Source organism: Arthrobacter sp. SLBN-112, assembly GCF_006715225.1.
In the GTDB taxonomy this organism is placed as follows: domain Bacteria; phylum Actinomycetota; class Actinomycetes; order Actinomycetales; family Micrococcaceae; genus Arthrobacter.
In genome coordinates this window covers 1,139,945-1,164,041 of the sequence record NZ_VFMU01000001.1, presented here as the reverse complement: position 1 = coordinate 1,164,041, position 24,097 = coordinate 1,139,945, and the positions used below count along the sequence as shown (strand labels likewise).

General features: G+C 64.9%; 23 protein-coding genes. 16 read left to right on the top strand and 7 right to left on the bottom strand.

Annotated features, from left to right (window positions below):
* Positions 1-29: 29 nt before the first annotated feature.
* Positions 30-878 (bottom strand): ABC transporter substrate-binding protein, encoded by an 849-nt coding sequence (locus tag FBY33_RS05435; RefSeq protein ID WP_200831440.1) that lies wholly within the window; start codon positions 876-878, stop codon positions 30-32.
* A 181-nt stretch (positions 879-1,059) separates the two neighbouring features.
* Here FBY33_RS05435 and FBY33_RS05430 point away from each other — a divergent pair, with 181 nt between their 5' ends.
* Positions 1,060-2,169: a LacI family DNA-binding transcriptional regulator gene (locus FBY33_RS05430; protein WP_142029636.1), complete on the top strand. Its 1,110-nt coding sequence runs from the start codon at positions 1,060-1,062 to the stop codon at positions 2,167-2,169.
* A gap of 11 nt (positions 2,170-2,180) precedes the next feature.
* On the opposite strand, the gene FBY33_RS05425 is transcribed toward FBY33_RS05430, so the two are convergent.
* The gene (locus FBY33_RS05425) at positions 2,181-2,924 is read right to left on the bottom strand and encodes a FadR/GntR family transcriptional regulator (protein WP_142029635.1); all 744 of its coding nucleotides are present in this window, start codon (positions 2,922-2,924) and stop codon (positions 2,181-2,183) included.
* A gap of 229 nt (positions 2,925-3,153) precedes the next feature.
* Here FBY33_RS05425 and FBY33_RS05420 point away from each other — a divergent pair, with 229 nt between their 5' ends.
* The 6 genes from FBY33_RS05420 (at position 3,154) to FBY33_RS05395 (ending at position 9,316) form a co-directional block, all read left to right on the top strand.
* Entirely contained in the window at positions 3,154-4,518 is a 1,365-nt protein-coding gene (locus FBY33_RS05420) for an MFS transporter (RefSeq protein ID WP_142029634.1), read from the top strand.
* A gap of 111 nt (positions 4,519-4,629) precedes the next feature.
* The gene (locus tag FBY33_RS05415; RefSeq protein WP_142029633.1) at positions 4,630-6,402 is read left to right on the top strand and encodes a dihydroxyacetone kinase family protein; all 1,773 of its coding nucleotides are present in this window, start codon (positions 4,630-4,632) and stop codon (positions 6,400-6,402) included.
* Positions 6,399-6,869 (top strand): ribose-5-phosphate isomerase, encoded by a 471-nt coding sequence (locus tag FBY33_RS05410; RefSeq protein WP_142029632.1) that lies wholly within the window; start codon positions 6,399-6,401, stop codon positions 6,867-6,869. The genes FBY33_RS05415 and FBY33_RS05410 overlap by 4 nt, the downstream gene beginning before the upstream one ends.
* The gene (locus tag FBY33_RS05405; RefSeq protein WP_235010456.1) at positions 6,853-7,656 is read left to right on the top strand and encodes a triose-phosphate isomerase family protein; all 804 of its coding nucleotides are present in this window, start codon (positions 6,853-6,855) and stop codon (positions 7,654-7,656) included. The genes FBY33_RS05410 and FBY33_RS05405 overlap by 17 nt, the downstream gene beginning before the upstream one ends.
* Positions 7,653-8,453, top strand: a complete 801-nt coding sequence (locus FBY33_RS05400; RefSeq protein WP_142029630.1) for a sugar phosphate isomerase/epimerase family protein — start codon at positions 7,653-7,655, stop codon at positions 8,451-8,453. Before FBY33_RS05405 ends, FBY33_RS05400 begins: the two co-directional genes overlap by 4 nt.
* Positions 8,454-8,455: 2 nt before the next feature.
* Positions 8,456-9,316, top strand: coding sequence for a phosphogluconate dehydrogenase C-terminal domain-containing protein (locus tag FBY33_RS05395; RefSeq protein ID WP_142029629.1), 861 nt, complete (start codon positions 8,456-8,458; stop codon positions 9,314-9,316).
* Positions 9,317-9,444: 128 nt separating this feature from the next.
* On the opposite strand, the gene FBY33_RS05390 is transcribed toward FBY33_RS05395, so the two are convergent.
* Together FBY33_RS05390 and FBY33_RS05385 are read right to left on the bottom strand one after the other, a co-directional pair.
* A complete protein-coding gene (locus FBY33_RS05390) occupies positions 9,445-10,176 on the bottom strand; it encodes a polysaccharide deacetylase family protein (protein WP_142029628.1) in 732 nt (243 codons plus the stop codon).
* A gap of 100 nt (positions 10,177-10,276) precedes the next feature.
* Positions 10,277-11,305, bottom strand: coding sequence for a LacI family DNA-binding transcriptional regulator (locus FBY33_RS05385; protein ID WP_142029627.1), 1,029 nt, complete (start codon positions 11,303-11,305; stop codon positions 10,277-10,279).
* A 188-nt stretch (positions 11,306-11,493) separates the two neighbouring features.
* On the opposite strand from FBY33_RS05385, the gene FBY33_RS05380 reads away from it, so the two are divergent.
* Complete coding sequence (locus tag FBY33_RS05380; RefSeq protein ID WP_142029626.1) at positions 11,494-12,660, top strand: endo-1,4-beta-xylanase; 1,167 nt, start codon at positions 11,494-11,496, stop codon at positions 12,658-12,660.
* A gap of 77 nt (positions 12,661-12,737) precedes the next feature.
* Here FBY33_RS05380 and FBY33_RS05375 read toward each other — a convergent pair whose 3' ends face one another.
* Together FBY33_RS05375 and FBY33_RS05370 are read right to left on the bottom strand one after the other, a co-directional pair.
* Positions 12,738-13,925, bottom strand: coding sequence for a mandelate racemase/muconate lactonizing enzyme family protein (locus FBY33_RS05375; RefSeq protein ID WP_142029625.1), 1,188 nt, complete (start codon positions 13,923-13,925; stop codon positions 12,738-12,740).
* Between the two features lie 10 nt (positions 13,926-13,935).
* Positions 13,936-14,979: a LacI family DNA-binding transcriptional regulator gene (locus FBY33_RS05370; protein WP_142029624.1), complete on the bottom strand. Its 1,044-nt coding sequence runs from the start codon at positions 14,977-14,979 to the stop codon at positions 13,936-13,938.
* 238 nt (positions 14,980-15,217) lie between these two features.
* Here FBY33_RS05370 and FBY33_RS05365 point away from each other — a divergent pair, with 238 nt between their 5' ends.
* From FBY33_RS05365 to FBY33_RS05335, 7 genes are read left to right on the top strand one after another with little or no spacing between them, the layout of a single operon-like run.
* Positions 15,218-16,546 (top strand): extracellular solute-binding protein, encoded by a 1,329-nt coding sequence (locus tag FBY33_RS05365; protein ID WP_142029623.1) that lies wholly within the window; start codon positions 15,218-15,220, stop codon positions 16,544-16,546.
* Positions 16,543-17,478 (top strand): carbohydrate ABC transporter permease, encoded by a 936-nt coding sequence (locus FBY33_RS05360; protein WP_142029622.1) that lies wholly within the window; start codon positions 16,543-16,545, stop codon positions 17,476-17,478. Before FBY33_RS05365 ends, FBY33_RS05360 begins: the two co-directional genes overlap by 4 nt.
* A gap of 1 nt (position 17,479) precedes the next feature.
* Positions 17,480-18,385: a carbohydrate ABC transporter permease gene (locus FBY33_RS05355; RefSeq protein ID WP_142029621.1), complete on the top strand. Its 906-nt coding sequence runs from the start codon at positions 17,480-17,482 to the stop codon at positions 18,383-18,385.
* A gap of 28 nt (positions 18,386-18,413) precedes the next feature.
* Positions 18,414-19,604 carry a Gfo/Idh/MocA family protein gene (locus FBY33_RS05350; protein WP_142029620.1) on the top strand — a complete coding sequence of 397 codons (1,191 nt, stop codon included), beginning with the start codon at positions 18,414-18,416 and terminating at the stop codon, positions 19,602-19,604.
* A gap of 34 nt (positions 19,605-19,638) precedes the next feature.
* Positions 19,639-20,643 (top strand): sugar phosphate isomerase/epimerase family protein, encoded by a 1,005-nt coding sequence (locus FBY33_RS05345; protein ID WP_142029619.1) that lies wholly within the window; start codon positions 19,639-19,641, stop codon positions 20,641-20,643.
* Between the two features lie 38 nt (positions 20,644-20,681).
* The gene (locus FBY33_RS05340) at positions 20,682-21,380 is read left to right on the top strand and encodes a ThuA domain-containing protein (protein WP_142029618.1); all 699 of its coding nucleotides are present in this window, start codon (positions 20,682-20,684) and stop codon (positions 21,378-21,380) included.
* Positions 21,365-22,480: a Gfo/Idh/MocA family protein gene (locus tag FBY33_RS05335; RefSeq protein ID WP_142029617.1), complete on the top strand. Its 1,116-nt coding sequence runs from the start codon at positions 21,365-21,367 to the stop codon at positions 22,478-22,480. The genes FBY33_RS05340 and FBY33_RS05335 overlap by 16 nt, the downstream gene beginning before the upstream one ends.
* Positions 22,481-22,513: 33 nt before the next feature.
* Here the strand turns inward: FBY33_RS05335 and FBY33_RS05330 are convergent, their stop codons facing one another.
* Complete coding sequence (locus tag FBY33_RS05330; RefSeq protein WP_142029616.1) at positions 22,514-23,665, bottom strand: GGDEF domain-containing protein; 1,152 nt, start codon at positions 23,663-23,665, stop codon at positions 22,514-22,516.
* 145 nt (positions 23,666-23,810) lie between these two features.
* Here FBY33_RS05330 and FBY33_RS05325 point away from each other — a divergent pair, with 145 nt between their 5' ends.
* Entirely contained in the window at positions 23,811-24,047 is a 237-nt protein-coding gene (locus FBY33_RS05325; protein WP_142029615.1) for a zinc-ribbon domain-containing protein, read from the top strand.
* Positions 24,048-24,097 lie beyond the last annotated feature (50 nt).

Below are 24,097 nucleotides of genomic sequence, written 5' to 3'. Positions count from 1 at the left end.
CTGCTTGCTGGGCGCTTACGTGCCGGTGCTTACTTGCTCGGCGCCGTGGACGCGGTCTGCTCGGCCTTGGGCAGGTACTGCTCGGGCATCGGGGAGCCCGGGAACCACTTCTGGTAGAGCTTCTTCCAGGTTCCGTCCTCCATGGCTGCGGCGAGGCCCTTGTTCAGGGCCTCCCTGAACGACGTCTTGCCCTTGGCCACCGCGAAGCCTGCCGGGGCGTCGAAGGAGGGGATGTCCGCGGCGCTGACCAGGCCGTGCTGTTCCTCGTAGGCCTTGGCGGCCTCGTAGTCCAGGAAGTGGGCGTCCACGCTTCCGCTGTTCACGGCGGCGATGGCGGTGTTGTTGTCCGGGAAGCGCACCAGGCTGGCTGTGGTGAAGTTCTTCACCGCGTAGGCCTCCTGGAGGGTTCCCTGGACCACGCCGAGGCGCTTTCCTGCCAGGCCGTCCGCATTGGTGATGCCGGAGGTCTTGGTGGTGATGACGGTCAGGTAGCCGGCAAGGTAGCCGTCGGAGAAATCGACGGTTTGCTTGCGCTTGTCGGTGATGCCGATGGCGGCAACGCCGGCGTCGAACTGTCCGTTGCTTACCGCTGCGAGGAGCCCGGAGAAGTCCTGCCCGGTGAAGACCACATTGTCCACACCGGCCCGGTGGGCCACGTCCTTGAAGAGTTCCACATCGAACCCGGTGAAGTTACCGGAGGCGTCGGCAAATGTGTAGGGCTTGGAGTCGCCCAGGCTGGCCACCCGGATGGTGCCGGGCTGGATCAGGCCGTAGGGGTTGTTCTCGGTGGTGGAGGCCGCCGAGGTGGAGCTGCAGCCCGAGAGCGCCAGGACCCCGGCGAGTGCTGCCGCGGCAATGCCGGCCGGGCGGAATTTCATTTTCTTCACAGCGTTTTCCAATCGTTGGTGGGAAGGCGGTGCTGTCAGGGCCGCCGAAGAAAGTCGCCGATGCTCTTGTTGAGTCCGGTCTCACACCCTAGGATTGAGACCGGACTCACATCGATGAGTAGAAATGTAGCCGAAGTCACAAGGGGCGTCAACACCCCGTCGAAAGGTGAAGATGAACGGTGAAGGAGCACGACGGCGGGACGTAACCGTTGCCGACGTCGCAAAGGCTGCAAAAGTATCCAAGGCCCAGGCCGCCCGCGCGCTGGGAAATTACGGGGCCGTCAGCGACGAGGTGCGCGAGCGCGTCCTCGCTGCCGCGGAGGAATTGTCCTACCGGCCCAACGAGCTTGCCCGCAGCATGAACACCGGCAAATCCCACACCATCGGCGTGGTGGTGGGTGACATCGAAAACCCGCACTTCGGCCTCGCCACGCGCGGCATCACGGACACGGCGAAGAAAGCCGGCTACAACGTCATCCTGGTCAACACCGATGAGGACCAGGCGGCGGAAGTGGACGCGGTGCGGGTCCTGCTGGACAAGCGGGTGGACGGCCTCATTGTCGCTCCCGCCTCCTCCGTGGACACCGAACACCTGCAGGAGGTGCACCGGTCCGGACGCCCGCTGGTTTTCATCGACCGCACCGCCGGGGACCTGCAGGTGGAGACCATGGCCGTGGACATGGCACGCATTTCCCGGGAGGCCACCCAGTACCTGCTCGACGCCGGGCACCGGCGCATTGCCTTCATTTCAACATTGACCACCGACGCGCCCTACACCGCTGGAATGCCCCTTGAGTCATCGCAGATCGCCGACCGCCTGGCGGGCATGCGGCAGGCCTTCCTTGAGGCGGGGCTGGACTTTCCGGAGGACCTTGTCAGGCTGAACGCCGGTGACGCCGACTCCATCCGCAGCATCACCCGCGAGGTGCTCCGCGGCCCGGACCACGCCACAGCGGTGGTTGCTTCCGACGGCCTGATCGCCCTCGGCGTGGTGGAGGCCATCCAGGAACTGGGCCTGTCCATTCCGGCCGATGTTTCGTTCCTGATGTACGACGACTTCGCCTGGACGAGGCTTACCACGCCGCCCCTGACCGTCATCGCCCAGCCCGTCTACAACATGGGTGTGGCAGCGGCCAAGGCGCTGATCCGCCAGATGGAGGGGCTGCCGCCTGCCGCTCCGGCGCAGTTCACGGCCACCCTGGTCCGCCGGGGTTCAGTGGGCCCCCGGCGGCCGGACGGGCAGCCGACGACGAAGGAGGACTTGGCGGCCACCCTCAACTGAGAGGCGGGAAACTACTGCGAAGCGTCGAGGCCGGCCAGCAGCCGCCGGGACGCGGTTTGCATGTGTGAGCTCATGGTCGCCGTGACCGCCTCCACGTCACTGGCGGCCAAAGCCTCGTAGATTTTGGTGTGCTCCTTGAGGGCCGCCGCGGCATGCCCTTCGTCCGTGAGGGCCCTATCCACCCAGATCCGGAGCAGTGAGCGGATGCTCTGCAGGAGTTCCTGCAGGACCTGGTTGCCGGAAGCCGCCGCGATCTCACGATGGAAGGCGGCATCCGCCTCGACGAACGCCCCCAGGTCGTCCAAGGTCCCGGCCATGGTGTCAAGGTTCCCCCGCATGCGCTCGAGCGCCTCGTCGGTGATGCGGTCCGCGGCCAGTTGGGCGGCCTGGACTTCGAGGCCGCTGCGCAGTTCGACGAGTTCCCGCGTGCGGGGCGCGCCCAGCATCAGGCCCCAGCTCAGCGTCCGCGGCAGGAGTTCGGAGATGCCGTCACGCAGATAGGTGCCGGAGCCAGGGCGGACCACCACGATCCCGAGTATCTCCAGGGCTGCGAGCGCCTCACGGACGGCTGAGCGGCCGACCCCCAGAGAGGCAGCGAGCGTCCGCTCTGCCGGAAGCCTGGTGCCCGGTGCGATGTCTCCGCTGGTGAAGAAGGCCAGCAGGCGCTCCGCGACTTCCGACACCACCGAGCCCTGCCCCAGGGAACCGAGGGCGGCGCTGATCTTGGCCGTCGCGGCGGCGGATTCTACGGACACCCCCCAAGCGTAACAACTGGTTTTTGCCGCCACGTGCAACGGTGCACCAGCAGCAGCCAACCCACGACCGACGTAAAAAATAAGTCAACCGGTTGACCAATTTTGGATTCGACCCTATGGTGGAACTCACAGCTTCATGAACGTGGCGCCAAAGGCCGCGCGTATCTGAGACAGCCCCACACGCCTCCAGTGACGGACGCGGCCGGGACACCAACATCTAGGAGTCAATGTGGACACCACACAATCGGTGGTCGAAAAATCCGCAATCAGGAAAGTGGCGGTCCGGCTTGTGCCGTTCGTCGCCCTGATGTTCTTCATCAACTACCTCGACCGCACCGCCATCTCTTTTGCCGGGCCCAATGGCATGAACAAGGACCTGGCCCTGAACGCCGCGCAGTTCGGCTTCGCGTCCGGGGTCTTCTTCATCGGCTACATCCTTCTTGAGATCCCCTCCAACCTGGCCCTGCACAAGTTCGGCGCCCGCCGCTGGCTGGCCCGCATCATGGTCAGCTGGGGCATCGTCTCGCTGCTGTTCACCTGGGTAGCCAACGTTGAGCAGCTTTACATCCTGCGCTTCATCCTGGGCGTAGCCGAGGCCGGCTTCTTCCCCGGCGCCATCCTCTTCCTCAGCCTCTGGGTTCCCGCCCGGCACCGCAGCAAGATCCTGGCCCTGTTCTACCTGGCCCAGCCGCTGACCACCGTCATCGGCGCACCCCTGGCCGGCATCCTGATCCAGCAGCACGGCCTCTTCGGACTCGAAGGCTGGCGCGTCATGTTCCTCGGCGTTGCCATCCCCGCCATCCTCATCGGCATCATTTCCTGGTTCTACCTGGCCGATTCCCCCGCCAAGGCCAAGTGGCTCACCGCCGAGGAAAAAACGTGGCTGACCGGCGCCCTGGAGAAGGAAAAGAACGAAAGGGCCGCGGGCAACAAGCACGTCAGCGTCCGCACCGTCTTCGGCAACGGCCGCGTGTGGATGCTTTCCCTGATCTACTTCGGCTTCATCTACGGCCTCTACGCCCTCGGTTTCTTCCTGCCGACCATCATCTCCGGCTTCGAAGGCATCTACGGCACCAAGTTCGATGTGTTCCAGAAGGGCCTGATCACCGCCATCCCGTACCTGCCGGCAGCCTTCGCGCTGTACTTCTGGTCCAAGGACGCCACCAAGCGCGGCGTCAAGACCTGGCACATCGCCGTCCCCGCCCTGGTGGGTGGACTGAGCATCCCGCTGGCACTGTTCGCAGGCTCCCCCGCGGCCACCATCGCCGTCATCACCATCACGGCCATGGCAATCTTCGCGGCCCTGCCCAACTTCTGGACAGTCCCCACCCAGTTCCTGACCGGCGCGGCAGCAGCGGCCGGCATCGCCCTGATCAACACGGTCGGCAACTTGGCAGGCTTCAGCGCCGGCTACATCACCGGCTGGCTCAAGGACTGGACCGGCGACTACATTGTGCCCATGTTCGTAGTGGGCGGCTTCATGCTCCTCTCAGCCGTCCTGATGGTCGCCCTCAGCCGCTCCGGCCGCACGGCCGAGGGCGTCCGGGCCGAGGCCCTGGATCCCGCCGGCGCCGGGCAGCACGCCGAACCCTAAGGGCGTAAAGCCGCAAGAACCCGGGGGCGCCCTCCTTGTCCGGGGGCGTCCCCGCACCAACTACCGCCCATCCCCGCAGACTCTTCCCAGCTAGGCCCAGGAGCTTTTCCCATGACCCGCCTGTTCAACGACCCCTCAGCCTTCGCTGACGAAATGATCGAAGGCTTCGTCGCCTCCCACCAGCGCTGGGTCAAGCGCGTGTCCGGCGGTGTTGTCCGCAACACCAGGAGCACCCCGGACACCGTGGCCCTGGTGATCGGCGGCGGCTCCGGGCACTACCCCGCCTTCGCCGGACTCGTGGGCCAGGGCCTGGCGAACGGCGCCGCCATGGGCAACCTGTTCGCCTCGCCATCGGCGCAGCAGGTTTATAACGTGGCCAAGGCGGCCAACAACGGCGCAGGCGTGCTGCTGGGCTACGGCAACTACGCCGGCGACGTCCTGCACTTCACCCAGGCCCAGGAAAAGCTGATCAGGGAAGGTATCGACTGCCGCAGCATCGCCGTCACCGACGACGTCTCCTCCGCCCCGCTCGAGGAACATACCAAGCGCCGCGGCATTGCCGGGGACCTGACGGTGTTCAAGGTGGCCGCCGCGGCCGCGGAGGCCGGCTACGGCATGGACCAGGTGGTGGAGATCGCCGAACGCGCCAACCACCGCACCCGTTCCTTCGGCGTCGCCTTCACCGGCTGCACCCTCCCGGGCGCCGAAACGCCGCTGTTCTCCGTCCCTGAGGGCCGGATGGCAGTCGGCATGGGCATCCACGGCGAGCCGGGCATCGGGGAAACGGACATTCCGACGGCGGATGAACTCGCCGAGTTGCTCGTGGCCAAGCTCCTGACTGAGGTGCCGGATGGAGTCGCGGCCGCAGGAACCAGCACAGGGGCCCGTGTGGTTCCCATCCTCAACGGCCTGGGCGGCGTGAAGTACGAGGAGCTCTTCGTGGTCTACCGCCGCGTGGCCCAGCTCCTGGCCGAAGCAGGACTGGAAGCGGTGGATCCGCAGGTGGGCGAATTGGTCACCAGCTTCGACATGGCCGGCACTTCCCTGACCCTCTTCTGGCTCGACGACGAGCTCGAGACCCTCTGGAACGCCCCCGCCGATGCCCCGGCCTTCCGCCGCGGCGCCGTCAGCGCCGAAGCCCTGCAGGCAAGTGACGGAAGCGAGGCGGCCGACGTCGAACTTTCCATCCCCGAAGCGACCGCCGAGTCCCGCGCCGGCGCCGCCCGTGTCCTGGCAGCGCTCGGCGCCGCCAAGGACGTGGTGGAAGCCAACGCCGCGGAACTGGGCCGCATTGATGCGGTCGCCGGCGATGGCGATCATGGCATCGGCATGGAGCGCGGTGTCCGTGCCGCCGTGGAAGCCGCGGCAGACGCCGTCGCCCGCGGTGCCGGGGCTGCCACCACCCTGTACTTCGCCGCCGACGCCTGGGCGGACAAAGCCGGCGGAACCTCCGGCGCCCTGTGGGGAATGGCCCTCCGCGCCGTGGGCAACGCTGTTGGGGACAAGACAGCTCCCGACGCCGGTGCTGTCGCCACCGGCGTGGCCGGTGCGGCCGCGGCAATCATGAAGTTCGGCAAGGCCAAGGTGGGTGACAAGACGCTGGTGGACGTGCTGGTCCCGTTCCGCGATGTCCTGGCTGCTGGCGTGGACGGCGGGAAGTCCCTGGCCGATGCCTGGGACGCTGCCGCCACCGCGGCCCAGCAGGCTGCCGAGGACACCGCCAACCTGCTCCCCCTCATAGGCCGCGCCCGCCCGCACGCGGAGAAGAGCCTGGGCACCCCGGATGCCGGCGCCGTCTCCATGGCCCTGATTGTCCGGGCCATCCACAACACCCTCAACCAGAACAACAACACCGCGTACAACACCATCAAGGAGAACGCATGAGCACCAAACTCCGCCTGGTCATTGGAGCCGACGACGCCGGCTTCGACTACAAGGAAGCCCTCAAGGCTGACCTGGAAGCCTCCGAACTGGTCGAATCCGTGACCGACGTGGGGGTGGACGCCACCAGCCACACCCCCTACCCGTCCGTAGCCATCGCCGCCGCAGAGCTCATCGCCGCCGGCAAGGCCGACCGCGCCCTGCTGGTCTGCGGCACCGGACTCGGCGTGGCCATCGCCGCGAACAAGGTCCCCGGCGTCCGCGCCGTCACCGCGCACGACAGCTTCTCCGTTGAACGCGCCATCCTGTCCAACAACGCCCAGGTCCTCACTTTCGGCCAGCGCGTGGTCGGCCTGGAGCTCGCCCGCCGCCTGGCCAGGGAATGGCTCACCTACACCTTCGATGAAACCTCCGCCTCGGCAGAGAAGGTCTCCCTGATTAAGGACTATGAGGGTGTCACTTCCTGCTAAGAAGCCCAAGGCCATCATCGGCGTCAGCCTGAAGATGTACTTCGGCTACGCCCGCTCGGTGGACTACTGCCGCAACGTGGCTGCCATCGCTTTCGCCCACCCGGCGGTGCAGAGCGGGGACATCGAGCTGTTCATCCTGCCCATCCTCCCGGCACTGCCGGAGGCCGCCCGGATCCTGGGCCCCGCCGGCGCTGCCAGCGGAGCGCAGGACATCTTCTGGGAAGACGAAGGCGCCTACACCGGCGAAGTCGGCGGCAAGACGATCGCCGAACTGGGCGGCCGCTATGCCGAGGTGGGTCACGCCGAACGCCGCCGCATCTTCGGCGAGGATGACCGGGTCATCGGCCTGAAGACCGCGGCCGCCTACCGCAACGGCCTGACCCCCGTCCTCTGCGTCGGGGAACTCCACCGGGGCTCCGTGGAGGAAGCCATCGCACAGTGCTCCGCGGAGATCAGCGCTGCACTTAACCGCGCTTCGTCCCTGGTTCCCGCGGGCCGGACCATCGTGGCGTACGAGCCGCAGTGGGCCATCGGCGCCCCGGAACCAGCCACCCCCGGTTACATCAGCGCGATCATCAATGGCCTGGACGCGCACCTGCGCAGCCTGCCGGGACAGGAAAACAGCCGGGTGATCTACGGCGGCAGCGCCGGCCCCGGCCTGATCCCCCAGCTGGATCACGCCGTCGCCGGCCTGTTCCTGGGCCGCTTTGCCCACGACCCGAAGGCACTGAAGGCCATCCTGGACGAGGCCGCCGCCAGGCCCGCCGCAGTGGAGGTGGCGGTATGACCTCGCGGATCGGCCTGAGCAGCTACGCGTTCTTCTGGCAGCTCTCGGACAAGGTCTCGGAGCCGTTGAGCATCCACCAGGCGCTCGAGCGGACCGCGGACCTGGGCGTGGACCTGTTCCAGGTCTGCGACTACGCCCCGCTGGAAGCCATGACGGATGGTGAACTCCAGGCCGTGCGGAGCACCGCAGACCGGCTCGGCATCGACCTGGAGCTGGGCACCAAGGGCATCCGCCCGGATCACCTGCGCAGGTTCCTGCACATCGCCGCGATCCTCGGCTCGCCGTTGCTGCGGACCATGTTCAACGTCCCGGGCCACACCCCCGCCACGGAGGAAGCGGTGGCCATCTTCACGGAGGTGCTGCCGCAGTTCGAGGCGGCCGGGGTGAAGATCGCGGTGGAAACCTACGAACAGGTGCCCACGTCCCGGGTCCTGGACGTGGTCCGCGGCGTGGACAGCCCGTACCTGGGGATCTGCAGCGACCCCGCCAACACCGTCGCGGCGCTGGAGATGCCGCGTGAGGTGATTGACGCCGTCGCGCCCCATGTCCTGAACATGCACATCAAGGACTTTGCCTTCAGCCGCAAGGACGGGTGGGTGGGCTTCACATACTCGGGCGCACCCCTTGGCGAGGGTCTGCTCGACTACACGTACATGGTCGAAAAAATCCGGCCGCACGAAAGAAACATCAACCAGATTCTCGAACACTGGCTGCCCTGGCAGGACTCCGAGGCGGAAACCATCCGCCTCGAAAACCAGTGGACCCGGCAAAGTATCGAATTCCTAAGGAGCAAGTGAAAATGTCAGCAGAAACTTTGACCGTCGCCGTCATCGGAGCCGGAGGCAAGATGGGGATGCGCGTCTCGCGCAACCTCCAGAAATCCAGCCACACCGTCTTCTACAGCGAAAACTCGCCTGCCGGCCAGGAACGCGTCCAGGCAGAAGGCCGGGATATCACCGCCACCGACGACGCCGTCAAGGGCGCCGACGTGGTGATCCTGGCCGTCCCGGACACCGTACTGGGCATCGTCTCCGAAGGCGTTGTCCCCCAGATGAAGTCCGGCGCCATCCTCCTCACCCTGGACCCCGCCGCCGCATACGCCGGCCTGCTGGCAAAGCGCGACGACGTCGTCCAGGCAGTTGCACACCCGTGCCACCCGTCCGTGTTCCTGGAGCGCACCACGAAGGAAGAATGGGCCGACACCTTCGGTGGCGAAGGCGCCCCCCAGAACGTCGTGGCCGCCATCGACGAGGACGCCCCCGCTGCGACCCGCGACAGTGCTGAAGCCGTCATCCGCACCATCTACGCCCCCGTCATCGACGTCCACTGGGTGACCGTCAAGCAGCTCGCCATTCTGGAACCCACCCTGGTGGAAACTGTTGCCTGCATGATCGGCACCCTGCTCAACGAAGCCCTGCACGAGACCGTCCACACGGCCGGCGTCCCGGAAGAAGCCGCCAAGGCCATGCTGTTCGGCCACGTCCAGATCGCTCTCACCAACGCCCTGCGCGGTTCCAACCCGTTCTCCGAGGCCTGCGAGATCGCCATCCAGTATGGCAAGGACACCATCATCAAGGACGACTGGAAGAGGATCTTCGACGACTCCGAACTCGACGGCGTCATCGCCAAGATGCTCAAACTCGAGGCAGTCAAGCGCTAGGAACGCCCTGCAAACGACGGCTGCCACCCTGCTCTTTTGGCGGGGGTGGCAGCCGTCTTTGGTCTTGCTGGTTGATGCTTCCGCGCGCGGACGGACCGACCCCGGGAGAGTTGGGCCGCGCGGAAAAGTCAGCCGCGGCGGGCGGGCTTGTCGAAGCGCCACCCCTCTGACCTCAGTTCGGGGATAATCTGGTCAACCGCTTCAATGGTCTGGGCCCTGTCTCCACCGCCGTCATGCATCAACACGACGCCTCCTGGCGTGATGCCTTCCCTCAGGCGCCGAACCAGCTCCGCCGTTCCCGGCGGTTCCCAATCTCCGAAGGCGGTGGCCCAGCCCAGGGGCTGCATTCCCATGTCCGCGGCCACCTGCGGGGTTCCGCCCCAGCTTCCATAGGGCGCCCGGAAGTAGTTGATTTCGGCATCCGGAACCGCATCGCGAATCGCGGCACTCGTCTCTTCAAGGTCGGCCCTGATGGCGTCGGCGCTCCAGTTGGTCATGTCGTCGTGGTGCATGGTGTGGTTGCACAGCAGGTGTCCCGCGTCCGCGATTTGGCGAACGATGTCCGGATACTGTTTTACATGGTCGCCCCACAGGCAGAAGGTTGCCTTGACGTGGTGCTTCTCGAGGACGGCCAGCAATTTGGGCGTGTTGATGGGGTCGGGGCCGTCGTCAAACGTCAGGCTCAGATATTTGCCCTCATGCCGGGTGGAATCAACAGTGGCGGTGGTTGCCTGGTCCGCGTGGGCAGGTACGGCGTCTGCAAGGCTCGCCGGGATGACTGCGCCGAATGCCAACATGGTGGCAGAGATGGGCAGTACCGCCTTGCGCACAGCCGCCGGGCGTCGTGGTGGAAAATTCATCGCTGCCTCACTGAAGTCGCTGAAAAGTTTCCGGAAGTTTCCGGAGTGGGCCAAGCGTAAAGTCGTCTCCGGTGCCGCGTCAAGGGTGCAGGCTGGTGGATCAGGCCTGGCGGGGTGCAGTGGTGCTCTCGCGGACTACCAGCCTTGTGGAGAGTTCCACGCGGGGGCTTTCAACAACTTCGCCCTGCAGCATCCGGAGCACAGTGCGGGCGGCGAGCTTTCCCATCTCAGCCAAGGGCTGACGCACGGTGGTGAGGGGAGGAGATGCCCACCGGGCCTCGGGCAGGTCGTCAAAGCCCACCACGCTGATGTCCTCGGGAACACGAAGGCCCTTCTTGCGGACGGCCTCATAGACTCCGAGCGCCATCTGGTCGCTGGCGGCGAAGACGGCAGTGGGGGGCTCGGGCAGTTCCAGCAGTTTCCACCCCGCCCGGAACCCGGACTGGTAGTCGAAGCCGCCCTCGATCGCCAGGCTGGGATCGAAGGGGATTCCGGCCGCATCAAGACCGGCCCGGTAGCCGTCCAGCCTGGCCCGGCTGCACCACAGCCCCGGCGTTCCGGCTACGAAGCCGATCCTGCGATGGCCAATTCCGGTGAGGTGTTCCGTTGCCCCAACCGCGCCGGTCCAGTTCGTGGCGCCGATGGTGGGCACGTCAAGGTCCGGCACGCCGGCAGGATCCACGACAACGGCGGGAACCTGGAGGCGCTGCAGTTCGGCCCGCAGGGACGAGTCGAGGTCGGTAGTTACCAGGATGGCCCCGTCGCTTGCCCTGGCGCTGACGTTGTCCAGCCACTGGCGGGTAGAGCCGGGCTTGGTTCCGCGATGGATTGCCGACACTACGGTTGATGCGCCGGCCTCATTGGCGGCTTCCTCAACTCCGCGGATGATCTCTACGGCCCAAGGGCTGTCCAGGTCATTGAAGACCAGGTCAATAAGGCCTGAACGGCCTTCCGGGCGGACTCCGCGCCGCTGGTATCCGTGGTCGCGGAGAAGGGTTTCAACGCGCTCACGCGTGCGCGGCGCAACATCGGAGCGGCCGTTAAGGACACGGGAAACGGTGGGCACTGACACGCCCGCTTCGGCAGCAATGGCCGAGATCGTGACTGCCGGGCGTTGGCTTTCCTGCACGCATTCCTCCTGGTCCGCTGCAAGTATAGGCCCTCTCCGCCGCGTAAAGCTGGACACTTTCTCTGAAAACCCTTGACGTTCTCTCCGGAATGTTTCTAGGCTTCAACCGGGACCTTCCGGAAATTTCCGGAAGGTCCCGGTCAGCGCATCACTGCTGCCAAACCTCGTATCTCAAAGGAGAGCTCTTGATGAAGGTTGCAAAACTTGTGGCCGCCGCGTTGTTGGCGTCGACGTTCGTCCTTCCGACTGCATTGCCTGCTTCCGCAGGCGGGAACGAAAACCCGCAGCCCCCAGGCCTTGCCAAGCAGGACACCCTGCGCTGGGCGGCACCAAAGGACTTCCGGATCGGCACCGCAGTTGCCGGCGGCGGACATCATGAGAACATGCCTTACCCCAACCCCTTCACCTATGACCAGCAATACCGTGAGGTCCTGGCCGCGGAATTCAGCTCGGTCTCACCCGAAAACCAAGCCAAGTGGGAATTCATCCACCCCCAGCGGGACCAGTACCGCTTCGCGGAGATGGACGCCATCGTCGAGTTCGCGCAGCAGCACGGCCAGGTTGTGCGCGGCCACACGCTGTTCTGGCACAGCCAGAACCCCGCCTGGCTGGAGCAGGGCAGCTTCAGCAAGGTCGAACTCCGTTCCATCCTGAAGGACCACATCAGTACAGTTGTTGGTCGGTACGCAGGCAAGATCCAGCAGTGGGATGTAGCCAATGAGATTTTCAACGGCGACGGCACCCTCAGGACCACGGACAACATCTGGATCCGGGAACTTGGCCCGGAGATCATCGCCGACGCCTTCCGGTGGGCTCACGAAGCGGATCCGAACGCCAAGCTCTTCTTCAATGATTACGGCGTGGAAAGCGTCAACGCGAAGAGCAACGCCTACCTGGCGCTCATTCCGAAGCTTCGGGCCGCAGGCGTCCAGGTCGACGGCTTCGCGGTACAGGGGCACCTCAGCACGCGGTACGGCTTCCCCGGAGACCTGCAAACCAACCTCCAGCGCTTCAACGATCTGGGGTTGGAAACGTCCATCACCGAAATCGACGTACGGATGGACGTCCCCGCGGGAACCAAGCCCACCGCGGCACAACTGCAGAAGCAGGCAAGCTACTACCAGCTGGCCCTCGAAGCATGCCTGAACGTCGGGCACTGCAAGTCGTTCACCATCTGGGGCTTTAACGACAAGTACTCCTGGGTCCCGGTCTTCTTCGCCAAGGAGGGGGAGGCTACCGTGATGTGGGAGGACTACACCCGCAAGCCTTCGTACTACGCGCTGCAGTCCACCCTCCTGAAGGCAAACCCGGGCGGAGAGCAGCGCGACGCCCACCACCCCGCCTACCAGAAGTAGCAGCCTGCTAAATACCGCCAAAAGCACTGCGGCCCGGACCATGTCGGTCCGGGCCGCATTGTTCCACGCCTATCGGTTCACTTGGCGGACGTGCGCTCGAGGTTGAAGTAGGACCGCGCGTCCGGCGGCCGGATATCGGCCACCACGTCGCTGAAGATCCGCATGGGATGCGGTGTGAAAGGGTGCTCGGCGATCGCGTCAAAGTCGAGCTCGATACCAAGTCCGACTCCTTCTGGGATCATGACGTCGCCCTCCTCCGTCAACTCGAGGCGCTCGTTCGAAATCTCACTGCGCCACGGCACATCCGTGGCCATGATTTCCAGGTACCGGAAATTCGGCAGCGCCGCGCCAAGCTGCAGCGTTGCCGCAGTACTGAGCGGCCCGCTCGGATTATGGGGGGCGAACGGCACATAGTGGGCTGAGGCGAGCGTGGAAATGAATGAGAGTTCCAGCAGTCCGCCGGCGTGTGTGGCATCCGGCTGGATATAGTCCACAGCCTTGCCTGCCAGGGCGGGGATGAAGACGTTCCGTCCCATCCACCGCTCGCCCGCGGCAATGGCAACCGGGGACTTGCTGCGCACCTCGATGAGTGCATCGATTCCGTCCGGCGGGCAGGGCTCCTCGAAGAACACCGGCTGGAACTGCTCCATTTCACGTGCCACCCGGATGGCCGTGGGGACATCAAAGCGGCCGTGGCCTTCGATGAACAATTCAACGTCATCGCCCACCGCCTCCCGCACCGCGGCAACGGGCTCAAGCATGCGCCGCAGGTCGCGCGGTTCCAGGAAAAGATCCGCGGCCTCGAAAGGGTCCCACTTCAGTCCACGGAAACCTTGGGCAACTGTATGTACGGCTGCCTCAGCAAATTCTTCAGGCGTCTTGGCTCCGGAGAACCAGCCGTTGGCGTAGGCCCGGACCCTGTCACGTACCTGTCCACCCAGCATCCGGTGGACCGGGACCCCAAGGGCGCGGGCCGAAACATCCCACATCGCCATCTCAAGGGCGCTGAGTGCCGTCATGGACACCGGGCCGCCACGCCAATAGGCGTCCCGGTTCACCTCATAAATGGTCTGCGTGATCCTGGTGGGGTCCTTGCCCCTGACAGCATCGGCGAGGACGGCAACCGCGCCGCGGACCGCGTGTTCCTGCCCTTCGAGGGTGGCCTCGGCGATACCGGTGAGGCCTTCATCGGTCGTGAGCCGCACGAAGATGAGGTTGGTCCGGTAGAAGTCCACCACCACCGTATCGAGGTTGGTTATTTTCATCTAACGTCTTTCAGCCGGCCGGAGGAGCGGTGGATTCACGGACGATGACCTGGGTGGCCAGTTCCACCCGGTGGGAATCCAGGACTTCGCCGCGCACCTGGCGCAGCAGCGACCCGAGGGCCGCCCGGCCCATCTCCTCGAGCGGCTGGGCCACAGAGCTCAACGATGGCACGGATTGCTCACCCTGGTTGGTGCCGTCGAAACCGATGAGGCTGATGTCTTCGGGAACCCTGATCCCATGGTGCCGCGCTTCGCTCAGCACACCCAGGGCAATGGCGTCGCTGCCGGCAAAGATGGCCGTGGGAAGGGAGTCGAGCTTCAGCAGCTCCTTAAAGCCGCTGACCCCGCTCTCGGTCCGGAACCGGCCGCCGGACACAATGTAGCTGGGGTCCACCTTGATGCCCTGTGCCATGAGGGCGGCCATGTAGCCGTGCAACCGCGCTTGGTTGCATTCGGCGCCCTCTATGCCGCCGATGTAAGCGATACGGCGGTGTCCCAGTCCCAACAGGTGTTCGGTGGCCGCTTTTCCGCCGGCCCAGTTGGTGGCGCCAACGCTGACAACATCCGCTGAGGGCGGATTCAGGGGATCAATGACGACGACGGGAATCTGGCGGCGCCTGAACGCATGCAGTTGCGCCTCACTGAAGGCCGAGGTCACCACGATCATCCCGGCCCGGCCCTCTTCCAGCATCCGTTGCGCCCGGCGCTCCGGAGTGTGGCGGCCAGGGGTGGATTGACCGGTCACGCTGACCAGGATTTCGACGTCGGCGCCGGCCGCGGACTGCAGGATGCCGTTCAGGACCTGGATGGTGTAGGCGGAGTCGAGCACGTCGATCACCACTTCAACCACGGTCCCGCTTTCCGCGGCGGCCCGTCGCTGCAGCGGGGACTGATACCCCGCCTGCTCCAGTGCGGCAAGGATCCTGGCCCTGGTTTCGGGGGCAACGTCGTCACGGCCGTTCACCACTTTGGACACCGTGGGGGCCGAAACCCCTGCCTGCCTGGCCACCGTAGCGAGCGTGGGCTTATTCCGCTCCGACAATCTGGTCGTCATGGGTTCGCAATCTTTCGAAGGTGGGGAAACGTTTTCATTGTGCAGAACAGGCTCTTCGCGGGTCAAGGCCCATGAGGAACTCGGGTCGTGACGGAAAAAATATCCTCCATGATCCCTTGACCGCGCGGGATTTTCCCGCTTTAGTTTACAACGTGACTTATATCACCGAGTCGAAATATTTCGAAGGACTGTCGAAGATGACGACCGGAACCCAACTGCAAATCACAATGGAGAAGCAATGAAGCAACCCCAGACCTCCCGGCGCTCTTTCCTCGCCCTCGCTGCCCTTACTCCCTTTGCCGTTGCCGCAACCAGTGCCTGCGGGACGTCCGGACCGGGCGCCTCCAGCGGCGGCGGGGGCGCCAGCATGTGGTACCTGTCCGGCGAGCCGAACCAGACCACCATGCAGAAAGCGGTGGATGCCTTCAATTCGGCAAACTCCGCCGACAAGATCACGGTCACCTATTTCCAGAACGACGCGTACAAGACCAAGATCAAGACCGCGATCGGCGCCAACCAGGCACCCACCATCATCTACGGCTGGGGCGGCGGTGGCCTGAAGACCTACGCCGAGGCCAACCAGGTGGAGGACCTCACCGGCTGGTTTGACCAGAACCCGGACCTGAAGAAGAAGTTCTTCCCGTCCGTCTTCGGAGCAGCCACTGTCAACGGCAAGATCTATGCCCTGCCCAACCAGTACGTCGCCCCGATCGTGCTCTTCTACAACAAGGAACTCTTCCAGAAGGCAGGCGTCCAGCCGCCCAAGACCTGGGACGACATCATGTCGCTGGTGAAGACCTTCAATGGGATGGGTGTTGCACCGTTCTCACTGGGCGGCCAGTCACGCTGGACCTCCATGATGTGGCTGGAATACCTGCTGGACCGCATCGGCGGGCCCGAGGTCTTCAAGGCCATCTTCGAAGGCAAGCCCAATGCCTGGCTGGACCCTGCCGTGATCGAGACCGGCACCAAAATCCAGGAACTGGTCTCTGCCGAAGGCTTCATCAAGGGCTTCTCCTCCATCACCGCGGACTCCCAGGCAGACCAGGCGCTCCTGTTCTCCGGCAAGGCTGCCATGATGCTGCACGGTTCCTGGACCTACGGCGCCATGAAGAAGGCCGGCCAGAACTTCGTCCAGGACGGAAAACTCGGCTTCGTCCCGTTCCCCACCGTTGCCGGCGGCAAGGGTGACCCGAAGAACGGCGTCGGCAACCCGGCCGCCTACATGTCCATTTCCGCCAAGGCCAGTGACAAGGAAAAGGAGTCCGCCAAGAAGTTCTTCAAGGACGGGATCCTGACCGACACCGTCATTGACGCCTACATCAACTCCGGCTCGGTTCCCATTGTCAACGGCATCGAGGACAAGCTGAACACCTCCCCTGACAAGGAGTTCCTGAACTACGTCTACGACATGGCCAAGAACGCGCCGAGCTTCCAGCAGTCCTGGGACCAGGCGCTGAGCCCCACCGCAGCGGAGGCCCTGCTGAACAACATCGACCAGCTGTTCCTGAAGTCGATCACCCCGCAGCAGTTCGCCGAGAACATGAATGGCACCCTCGGGAAATGAGTAACGCTGTTTCCACTGCCCCCAGGGCCGCCGCCGGGGTGAACGATTCCAAGCAAACCGAAAAGCGCGGGGCCGCCCTGGCGTGGCTGACAGTGCCTGCACTCTTCTTCTTCGTGGTGTTCGCCGTCATCCCGCTGGCCGGTGTGCTCATCCTCAGCTTCACCAGCTGGGACGGCATCGGTGCCATCGGGGTGGCGGGCATGAGCAACTGGTTCTCCGTGCTTGTGGATCCCGGGCTGTATAACGCCCTGGGCCTGACCTTCCTGATCATGATCGTCTCCTGGCTTGTCCAGACTCCGATCAGCCTGCTGCTGGGTGTCTTCACGGCAGGAAGCCAGCGGTACCGGGCGGCACTGGCCGTGCTGTATTTCCTGCCCCTGCTGCTGTCATCCGCTGCTGTCGCCATCGCCTTCAAGGCCCTGCTGGATCCCAACTTCGGCCTGGCCACCGGCCTGGGGTTACCCTTCCTGGCCCAGGACTGGCTGGGGGTCCCGCAGCTCGCCGTCGGCCTGGTCATCTTTGTCATCGCCTGGCAGTTCGTCCCGTTCCACACCCTCATCTACCAAGGCGGCGTGCGGCAGATCCCGAAGTCCCTCTACGAAGCCGCGCAAATCGACGGAGCCGGGACGGTGAAGCAGTTCTTCCACATCACCCTCCCCCAGCTGAAGTACACCATCATCACCTCGTCCACCCTCATGGTGGTCGGCTCGCTGACGTACTTCGACCTGATCTTCATCCTCACCGGCGGCGGCCCGGGAAACTCCACACGGATCCTGGCACTGGACATGTACCTCCGGGGCTTCCGGGCCAACCTGATGGGCCCGGCCAGCGTCATCGCCGTCATTCTCGTCATCATTGGCCTTGCACTTGCCTTGTTCCTCCAGCGCCTTGGGGGCAAGGACAAGCAGGGCAGCCAATTGGAAGGTTTGTAGGGTGAGCACCGTATTGAAAAGCAGCACGGCGGGGGCTCCCTCCGGCTCCCCCACCAACGCCCCGAGCCCCAGGCGGGGACTCGGCTCACGGCTGAGGCGCCTCAACATCCCGGGCGGCCTGGGCGGCTGGATCTGGCTGGCGATCATCATCCTGCCGGTCTACTACGTGGTCATCACCAGCCTGAAGACCCAGGCCGGCTACTTTGGCCAGAATCCCCTGGCGGTGCCCACGTCACCGACACTGGAGAACTATCAGCTGGTTCTGGAAAAGGATTTCGCAACGTATTTCATGAACAGCGTCATCGTGACGCTCGGTTCCGTGATTCCCACCGTGCTGATTTCCTTCATGGCCTCGTTCGCCATCGTCCGCGGCAGCGGACGATTCCTCAAGCTGGTCAACGGCATGTTCCTCATGGGCCTTGCCATCCCGCTGCAGGCGACGATCATCCCGATCTACCTGATGATCATCCGGCTCAACCTGTATGACAGCCTGCTCGCGCTGATGCTGCCGTCCATTGCCTTTGCCATCCCGCTGACGGTACTGATCCTGTCAAACTTCATCCGCGACGTACCGAACGAACTGTTCGAGTCCATGCGGCTGGACGGCTGCAGCGAGTGGCAGACCATGTGGCGGCTCGCCCTGCCGCTGACCCGCCCGGCGATCGTGACCGTCGCCATCTACAACGGCCTGCATGTATGGAACGGCTTCCTGCTCCCTCTGGTGCTCACCCAGAGCCCCAGCCTGCGGGTCCTGCCCCTGGGCCTGTGGAGCTTCCAGGGAGAGTTCAGCGTCAACATCCCCGCCGTGCTCGCCTCGGTGGTGCTGAGCACCCTGCCCATCCTCGTGCTCTACGTCATCGGCCGCCGCCAGCTGCTCGCAGGCCTGACGGCCGGCTTCAGCAAGTAACGGCTTCAGCAAGTAGAAAGGATCACCGATGACACAGACCAAACCCCTGCGCGTAGGAATGGTGGGCTACGCCTTCATGGGTGCCGCCCACTCCCATGCCTGGCGCACGGCACCACGGTTCTTCGACCTGCCGCTGCAGCCACAGCTCACCGCGGTGGCGGGCAGGAACGCCGACGGCGTTCGCGCGGCGGCAGACAAACTGGGCTGGGAGTCGGTTGAGACTGACTGGCGGCGCCTGCTTGAGCGTGACGACATCGACCTCATCGACATCTGCACCCCCGGCAACACCCATGCCGAGATTGCCATCGCCGCCCTTGAAGCCGGCAAGCACGTACTGTGCGAAAAGCCGCTGGCAAACTCCGTGGAGGAGGCCGAACGGATGACGCTCGCTGCGGAAACCGCCGCAAAAAACGGCGTCTTCTCCATGTGCGGCTTCAGCTACCGCCGCACCCCCGCCCTGGCACTGGCCAAGCGGTTCGTGGACCAGGGCAGGCTGGGAGAGATCCGGCATGTGCGGGCGCAGTACCTGCAGGACTGGCTCTCGGACGCAAACGCCCCCATGACCTGGCGGCTGGACAAGAGCAAGTCCGGCTCCGGCTCCCTGGGCGACATCGGAGCCCACAGCATCGATGCCGCCCAGTGGGTCACCGGCCAATACATCAGCGGGGTATCCGCGATGCTGGAAACCTTTGTCCGGGAGCGTCCGCTGGCCGGCGACCTGGTGGGCCTTGGCGGCCATGGTGACCTCAGCAGCGACACCCCGCGCGGGGAGGTCACCGTGGATGATGCGGCCATCTTCAGCGCAAAGTTCGACGGCGGCGCTTCGCCGGGTGCCATCGGCGTGTTTGAGGCGACGCGCTACGCCCTGGGCAGGAAGAACGCCATGCGGCTGGAGGTCAACGGCACAAAAGGCTCCCTCGCCTTCGATTTCGAGGAGATGAACGTCCTGTCCTTCTACGATGCGGCCGAATCCCCTGACGCCGGTTTCCGCCGGATCTTCGTCACCGAGCCCGAGCACCCCTATGTCGGAAACTGGTGGCCCACCGGCCACGGCCTGGGCTACGAGCACGGCTTCACCCACCAGGTGGTGGACCTGGTCACCGCAATCGGCGAAGGCCACCAGCCGGAGCCGTCCTTCGGCGACGCTTTGCAGGTGCAGCGGGTCCTCGCCGCAGTGGAGTCCAGCGCCGCGAACTCCAGCCAGTGGCAAAAAGTCTAAGCAACGTCCAGCTTCAACCGACCAAGGAACACACATGACACGACCAATCACGTTGTTTACAGGGCAATGGGCCGACCTGCCTTTTGAAGAGGTGGCGCGGCTTGCCGGCGAGTGGGGCTTTGACGGGCTGGAGATCGCCTGCTGGGGCGACCACCTGGACACCCGCCGGGCAGCGGAGGACGACAACTACCTCCAGGGCCGGCTGGACATCCTCGAGAAGAACAACCTCCAGGTCTTCGCCATTGCGAACCACCTGACCGGTCAGGCCGTGTGCGATGACCCCATCGATGAGCGCCACCAGGGCATCCTGTCAGCGGAGGTCTGGGGCAACGGCGAGCCTGAAGGAGTCCGCCGCCGGGCAGCGGAAGCCATGAAGGACACCGCCAGGGCGGCCGCGCGGCTTGGCGTCAAGACCGTGACGGGGTTCACCGGTTCCTCCATCTGGAAGGCGGTGGCCATGTTCCCGCCGGCGTCCCAGGCAATGATCGACGCCGGATACCAGGACTTCGCGGACCGCTGGAACCCCATCCTCGACGTCTTTGACGAGGTGGGCGTCCGGTTCGCACTCGAGGTCCACCCGTCCGAAATCGCCTACGACTACTGGACGGCGAAACGAACCCTTGAGGCGATTGGCCACAGGGAGAATTTCGGCCTGAACTTCGATCCCTCGCACTTCATCTGGCAGGACCTGGATCCGGTGATGTTCCTTCAGGACTTTGCGGACAGGATCTTCCACGTGCATGTAAAGGAATCCGTCCGCCAGCTCGACGGCCGCAATGGCCGCCTCGGCTCGCATCTGGCCTGGGCGGACCCGCGGCGCGGCTGGGATTTCGTCACTGCCGGACATGGCGATGTCCAGTGGAACAGGATCTTCCGGACCCTGAACGCCATCGGCTACGAGGGTCCCACGAGCATCGAGTGGGAGGATGCCGGGATGGACCGCCTCATCGGCGCCCCGCAGGCGCTGGCCATGGTCCAGGACCTGGCCCGCATCGCCCCGCCCGCAGCTGCCTTCGACGCCGCTTTTTCCAGCCGCTGAAACCTACGCCACCTTTCCACATATTAAGGAACCACTTCATGACCGAGAAAAAGACAGCCCTTGTGGTCCGGGGCGGCTGGGACGGACACCAGCCCTACGAGGCCACCGAGCTCTTCATCCCCTTCCTCAAGGACAATGGCTACGACGTCCGCGTGGAGGAATCCCCCAAGGTCTACGCGGACGCCGAATACATGGCGGGCGTGGACCTGATCATGCAGTGCATGACCATGACCACCATCGAAAAGGACGAGTTCGCGGGGCTGCGCGCCGCCGTCGAAAACGGCACCGGCCTGGCCGGCTGGCACGGCGGAATCGCCGACTCCTACCGGAACAACTCCGACTACCTCCACCTGATCGGCGGCCAGTTCGCCTGCCACCCCGGCAAGCACCCGGACGAGCGCATCGGCGAGCAGTCGGACAACTACGTCCCCTACACCGTGAACATGCTCCCCGCAGCCGCGGAACACCCCATCACCAAAGGCCTCAAGGACTTCGACCTGGTCACCGAGCAGTACTGGGTGCTCTCGGACGACTACATCGACGTCCTGGCCACCACCACCCAAAAAGTCCGCGAGTGGGACCCGTGGAACCGCGAAGTGACATCACCTGCCATCTGGACCCGCCAGTGGGGCAAGGGCCGGATCTTCGTGGCCACCCCGGGACACCGCGTGGAAATCCTCCAGGACCAGAACGTCCGCACCATCATTGAAAGGGGCCTGCTGTGGGCAAGCCGTTGAAAGTCGGAATCATTGGCTGCGGAGCCATCATCGCGCAGTACCTCACCAACTTCCGGCGGCTGGACCAGGTCCAGCTGGTAGCCGTAGCGGACCTGGATCCGGCACGTGCCCAGGCGGTGGCGGATGATTACGACGGCGTCCGCGCTGTCTCCGTGGAGGAACTGCTCGCAGCTGACGACGTCGACCTGGTCCTGAACCTGACCATCCCCGCCGCGCACGCGGACGTGGCACTGAAGGCAATCGCGGCGGGCAAGAGCGTGTACGGCGAAAAGCCGCTGGCCGCCACAACTGCGGAGGCACGCCAGGTGCTGGATGCGGCACGCCAGGCAGGCGTCGTCGTCGGCTGTGCTCCGGACACTGTACTGGGCACCGGCATCCAGACCGCCCGCAAAGCCATCGATGATGGCCTGATCGGGGCCCCCATCTCGGCGTCGGCCACCATGGTGACCCCCGGCCACGAGCGCTGGCACCCAAACCCGGACTTTTACTACCAGCCGGGCGGCGGTCCCCTTTTGGACATGGGCCCCTACTACGTCACCGCCCTGGTAACCCTGCTCGGCCCCGTGGTTTCGGTCATGGGCGCCGCGAGCCACACGCGCAATGAACGGACCATCGGCTCCGGACCGCGCCAGGGTGAAAAGGTGCCGGTCACCATTGACTCCCATGTGACCGGAGTCCTGGTCCATGCTTCCGGCGCACTCTCCACGCTGTTCATGAGCTTCGACGCGGTGAAGTCCAAATCGTCAAACATCGAGATCCACGGCGAGCAAGGATCCCTGGTGGTCCCGGATCCCAACCACTTTGACGGCGACGTCCAGCTGTTCTCCCTGGGCGCCGAGGACTGGGAAACCCTCCCCGCTTCGGCAGGGTACGTCGATTCCGGACGCGGGTTCGGCATCGCGGACCTGGCCGCCACCCCGCAGGGCAAGGAACCCCGCGCCGGCGGTGCCCTGGCCTACCATGTCCTGGAGGTCATGGAATCTGTCCTGAAGGCCGCGCACAGCGGCATGACGGTGAGCATCCAGAGCAGTGTTGAGCGGCCGGAAAGCGTGGCGCTGACTGTCCTGGCCGAGCAGGCAGACGCCCTTCAGGCCAAGTAGCCATCCGGAACCGCGCCGCCCGTCGCAGTGGAGCTAGTGCACTCCATCGCTATGGGCGGCACGGTTCCGGCCCAGGGATTTGGCCCTGTACAGGGCTGCATCCGCCGCGGCGATGAGCTCATCAACATCCAATGCCCGGCCGTCGTAGGTGGAAATGCCGTAACTCGCGGTGGGCATTTCCATGCCGTCCGGCGCAACCGCCCCGGCCATGCGCCTGCTGATTTCCCCGGCAATCGTCTCGGCCCGTTCGGCACTTGCCCCCGGCACCAGGATGACGAACTCCTCCCCGCCGTACCTCCCGGTCAGGTCAGTGGAGCGTACGGTGGCAGCGCAGGCGTCAGCGAACGCCTGCAATGCGAGGTCTCCGGCGGCATGGCCGTAGGTGTCGTTGACGGTTTTGAAGTGGTCAAGGTCGGCCAGGATCAGCGCTCCTGAGCCGCCGGTAATGGAGCGGTCCGCCAGTTGCTCCCCGGCCAGGTCCAGGAAGGCCTTGCGGTTCAGGAGCCCCGTGAGGTCATCCCGGCTGGCCACCACGCGCAGGGCGCGCGTCTGTTGTTCAGTGCTCAGCGCCGCCATGCTGAAGGAGACCACCACCAGCAGCACCATGGTCACCAGGGTGGTGACGGCGGATCCAAACACGGCGTCGAAGAGTGGCGCATTGGGGCCCACCACCAGGAATGCCAGCCAGCGGAAGAAATAGAAAACGCTAAGCCCTCCGGCAGCAACGGCCATGGGAATCCGGACCCGTGAATATCCAGGCTCAAGGCGCCAGAGCTCACGTGACGCCAGGCCAATGGTCAGGCTCATGGCGGCGAGGAACACGGGGCCGCCGGACCAGGTGTTGGTGGCCGGATGGTCCAGCAGGGAGGCCACCAGGGTAACCAGCGGAATGCCGGTGAAGGCCCACTTGGGCGGCCGCACGGTCCGCAGGGAGCGCGCCCCGGCCCACACGGCAACACCACCATGTACCAGCAGGGTGTTCCCCACCGGGTTGGCCCACACCTGGTGGGGTGTGCCGTCCAGGAGGAAGCAGCCTGACCCGGACAGGAAGAACAGCAGGGCTCCACACCACCAGGCGCTGTATGGCGAGCGCGTCAACCGGTAGGCGGAAAAGTAGAAGAGGACCACCAGGACAAGGGCCATGAGGCCAAAAGCGATGCGCAGGGTCGCCGTATCCAGAACCATCTGCCAGTAGCCCCCCCAAAGCCCCGATGTTGCTCACGCAAGTATTGCATCCACCAACACGGCGCAGAAGACCTCGTACCCCCGCCGGCACTCCTCAAACCCACCTAAGCTGGCAGGTAACCACGGGCACCACGAAAGGCATGCCATGCTCCTTCTCTTCGGTTTCAAGACCGTCCACAAGGCACTCCCCGGGAGGGCGGCAACCTGCCGTAACTGCGGGGCCTTCGTCCACCATCTCCTGGAGGAGCAGGCCACCAGGTTCACGCTGTTCTTCATTCCAGTGCTCACGGTGTCGCGGAAATTCCGGATTACCTGCAGTAACTGCGGCTATGTCTCGTCCATCACCGCCCGGCAGAAGCGGGCGCTGGAGCTTCGGCGGTAGAAGTTGGTGGGCAAGGTAGGGTGGAACTGAACGTTTGGAAGTGGGCGTCT

What these genes read in the sequence shown, in the direction of transcription:
- FBY33_RS05435 (WP_200831440.1), bottom strand. Translation starts at nt 878, where the DNA reads ATGAAATTCCGCCCGGCCGGCATTGCCGCGGCAGCACTCGCCGGGGTC.
- FBY33_RS05430 (WP_142029636.1), top strand. Translation starts at nt 1,060, where the DNA reads ATGAACGGTGAAGGAGCACGACGGCGGGACGTAACCGTTGCCGACGTC.
- FBY33_RS05415 (WP_142029633.1), top strand. Translation starts at nt 4,630, where the DNA reads ATGACCCGCCTGTTCAACGACCCCTCAGCCTTCGCTGACGAAATGATC.
- FBY33_RS05410 (WP_142029632.1), top strand. Translation starts at nt 6,399, where the DNA reads ATGAGCACCAAACTCCGCCTGGTCATTGGAGCCGACGACGCCGGCTTC.
- FBY33_RS05400 (WP_142029630.1), top strand. Translation starts at nt 7,653, where the DNA reads ATGACCTCGCGGATCGGCCTGAGCAGCTACGCGTTCTTCTGGCAGCTC.
- FBY33_RS05395 (WP_142029629.1), top strand. Translation starts at nt 8,456, where the DNA reads ATGTCAGCAGAAACTTTGACCGTCGCCGTCATCGGAGCCGGAGGCAAG.
- FBY33_RS05390 (WP_142029628.1), bottom strand. Translation starts at nt 10,176, where the DNA reads ATGAATTTTCCACCACGACGCCCGGCGGCTGTGCGCAAGGCGGTACTG.
- FBY33_RS05380 (WP_142029626.1), top strand. Translation starts at nt 11,494, where the DNA reads ATGAAGGTTGCAAAACTTGTGGCCGCCGCGTTGTTGGCGTCGACGTTC.
- FBY33_RS05375 (WP_142029625.1), bottom strand. Translation starts at nt 13,925, where the DNA reads ATGAAAATAACCAACCTCGATACGGTGGTGGTGGACTTCTACCGGACC.
- FBY33_RS05370 (WP_142029624.1), bottom strand. Translation starts at nt 14,979, where the DNA reads ATGACGACCAGATTGTCGGAGCGGAATAAGCCCACGCTCGCTACGGTG.
- FBY33_RS05365 (WP_142029623.1), top strand. Translation starts at nt 15,218, where the DNA reads ATGAAGCAACCCCAGACCTCCCGGCGCTCTTTCCTCGCCCTCGCTGCC.
- FBY33_RS05360 (WP_142029622.1), top strand. Translation starts at nt 16,543, where the DNA reads ATGAGTAACGCTGTTTCCACTGCCCCCAGGGCCGCCGCCGGGGTGAAC.
- FBY33_RS05350 (WP_142029620.1), top strand. Translation starts at nt 18,414, where the DNA reads ATGACACAGACCAAACCCCTGCGCGTAGGAATGGTGGGCTACGCCTTC.
- FBY33_RS05345 (WP_142029619.1), top strand. Translation starts at nt 19,639, where the DNA reads ATGACACGACCAATCACGTTGTTTACAGGGCAATGGGCCGACCTGCCT.
- FBY33_RS05340 (WP_142029618.1), top strand. Translation starts at nt 20,682, where the DNA reads ATGACCGAGAAAAAGACAGCCCTTGTGGTCCGGGGCGGCTGGGACGGA.
- FBY33_RS05330 (WP_142029616.1), bottom strand. Translation starts at nt 23,665, where the DNA reads ATGGTTCTGGATACGGCGACCCTGCGCATCGCTTTTGGCCTCATGGCC.
- FBY33_RS05325 (WP_142029615.1), top strand. Translation starts at nt 23,811, where the DNA reads ATGCTCCTTCTCTTCGGTTTCAAGACCGTCCACAAGGCACTCCCCGGG.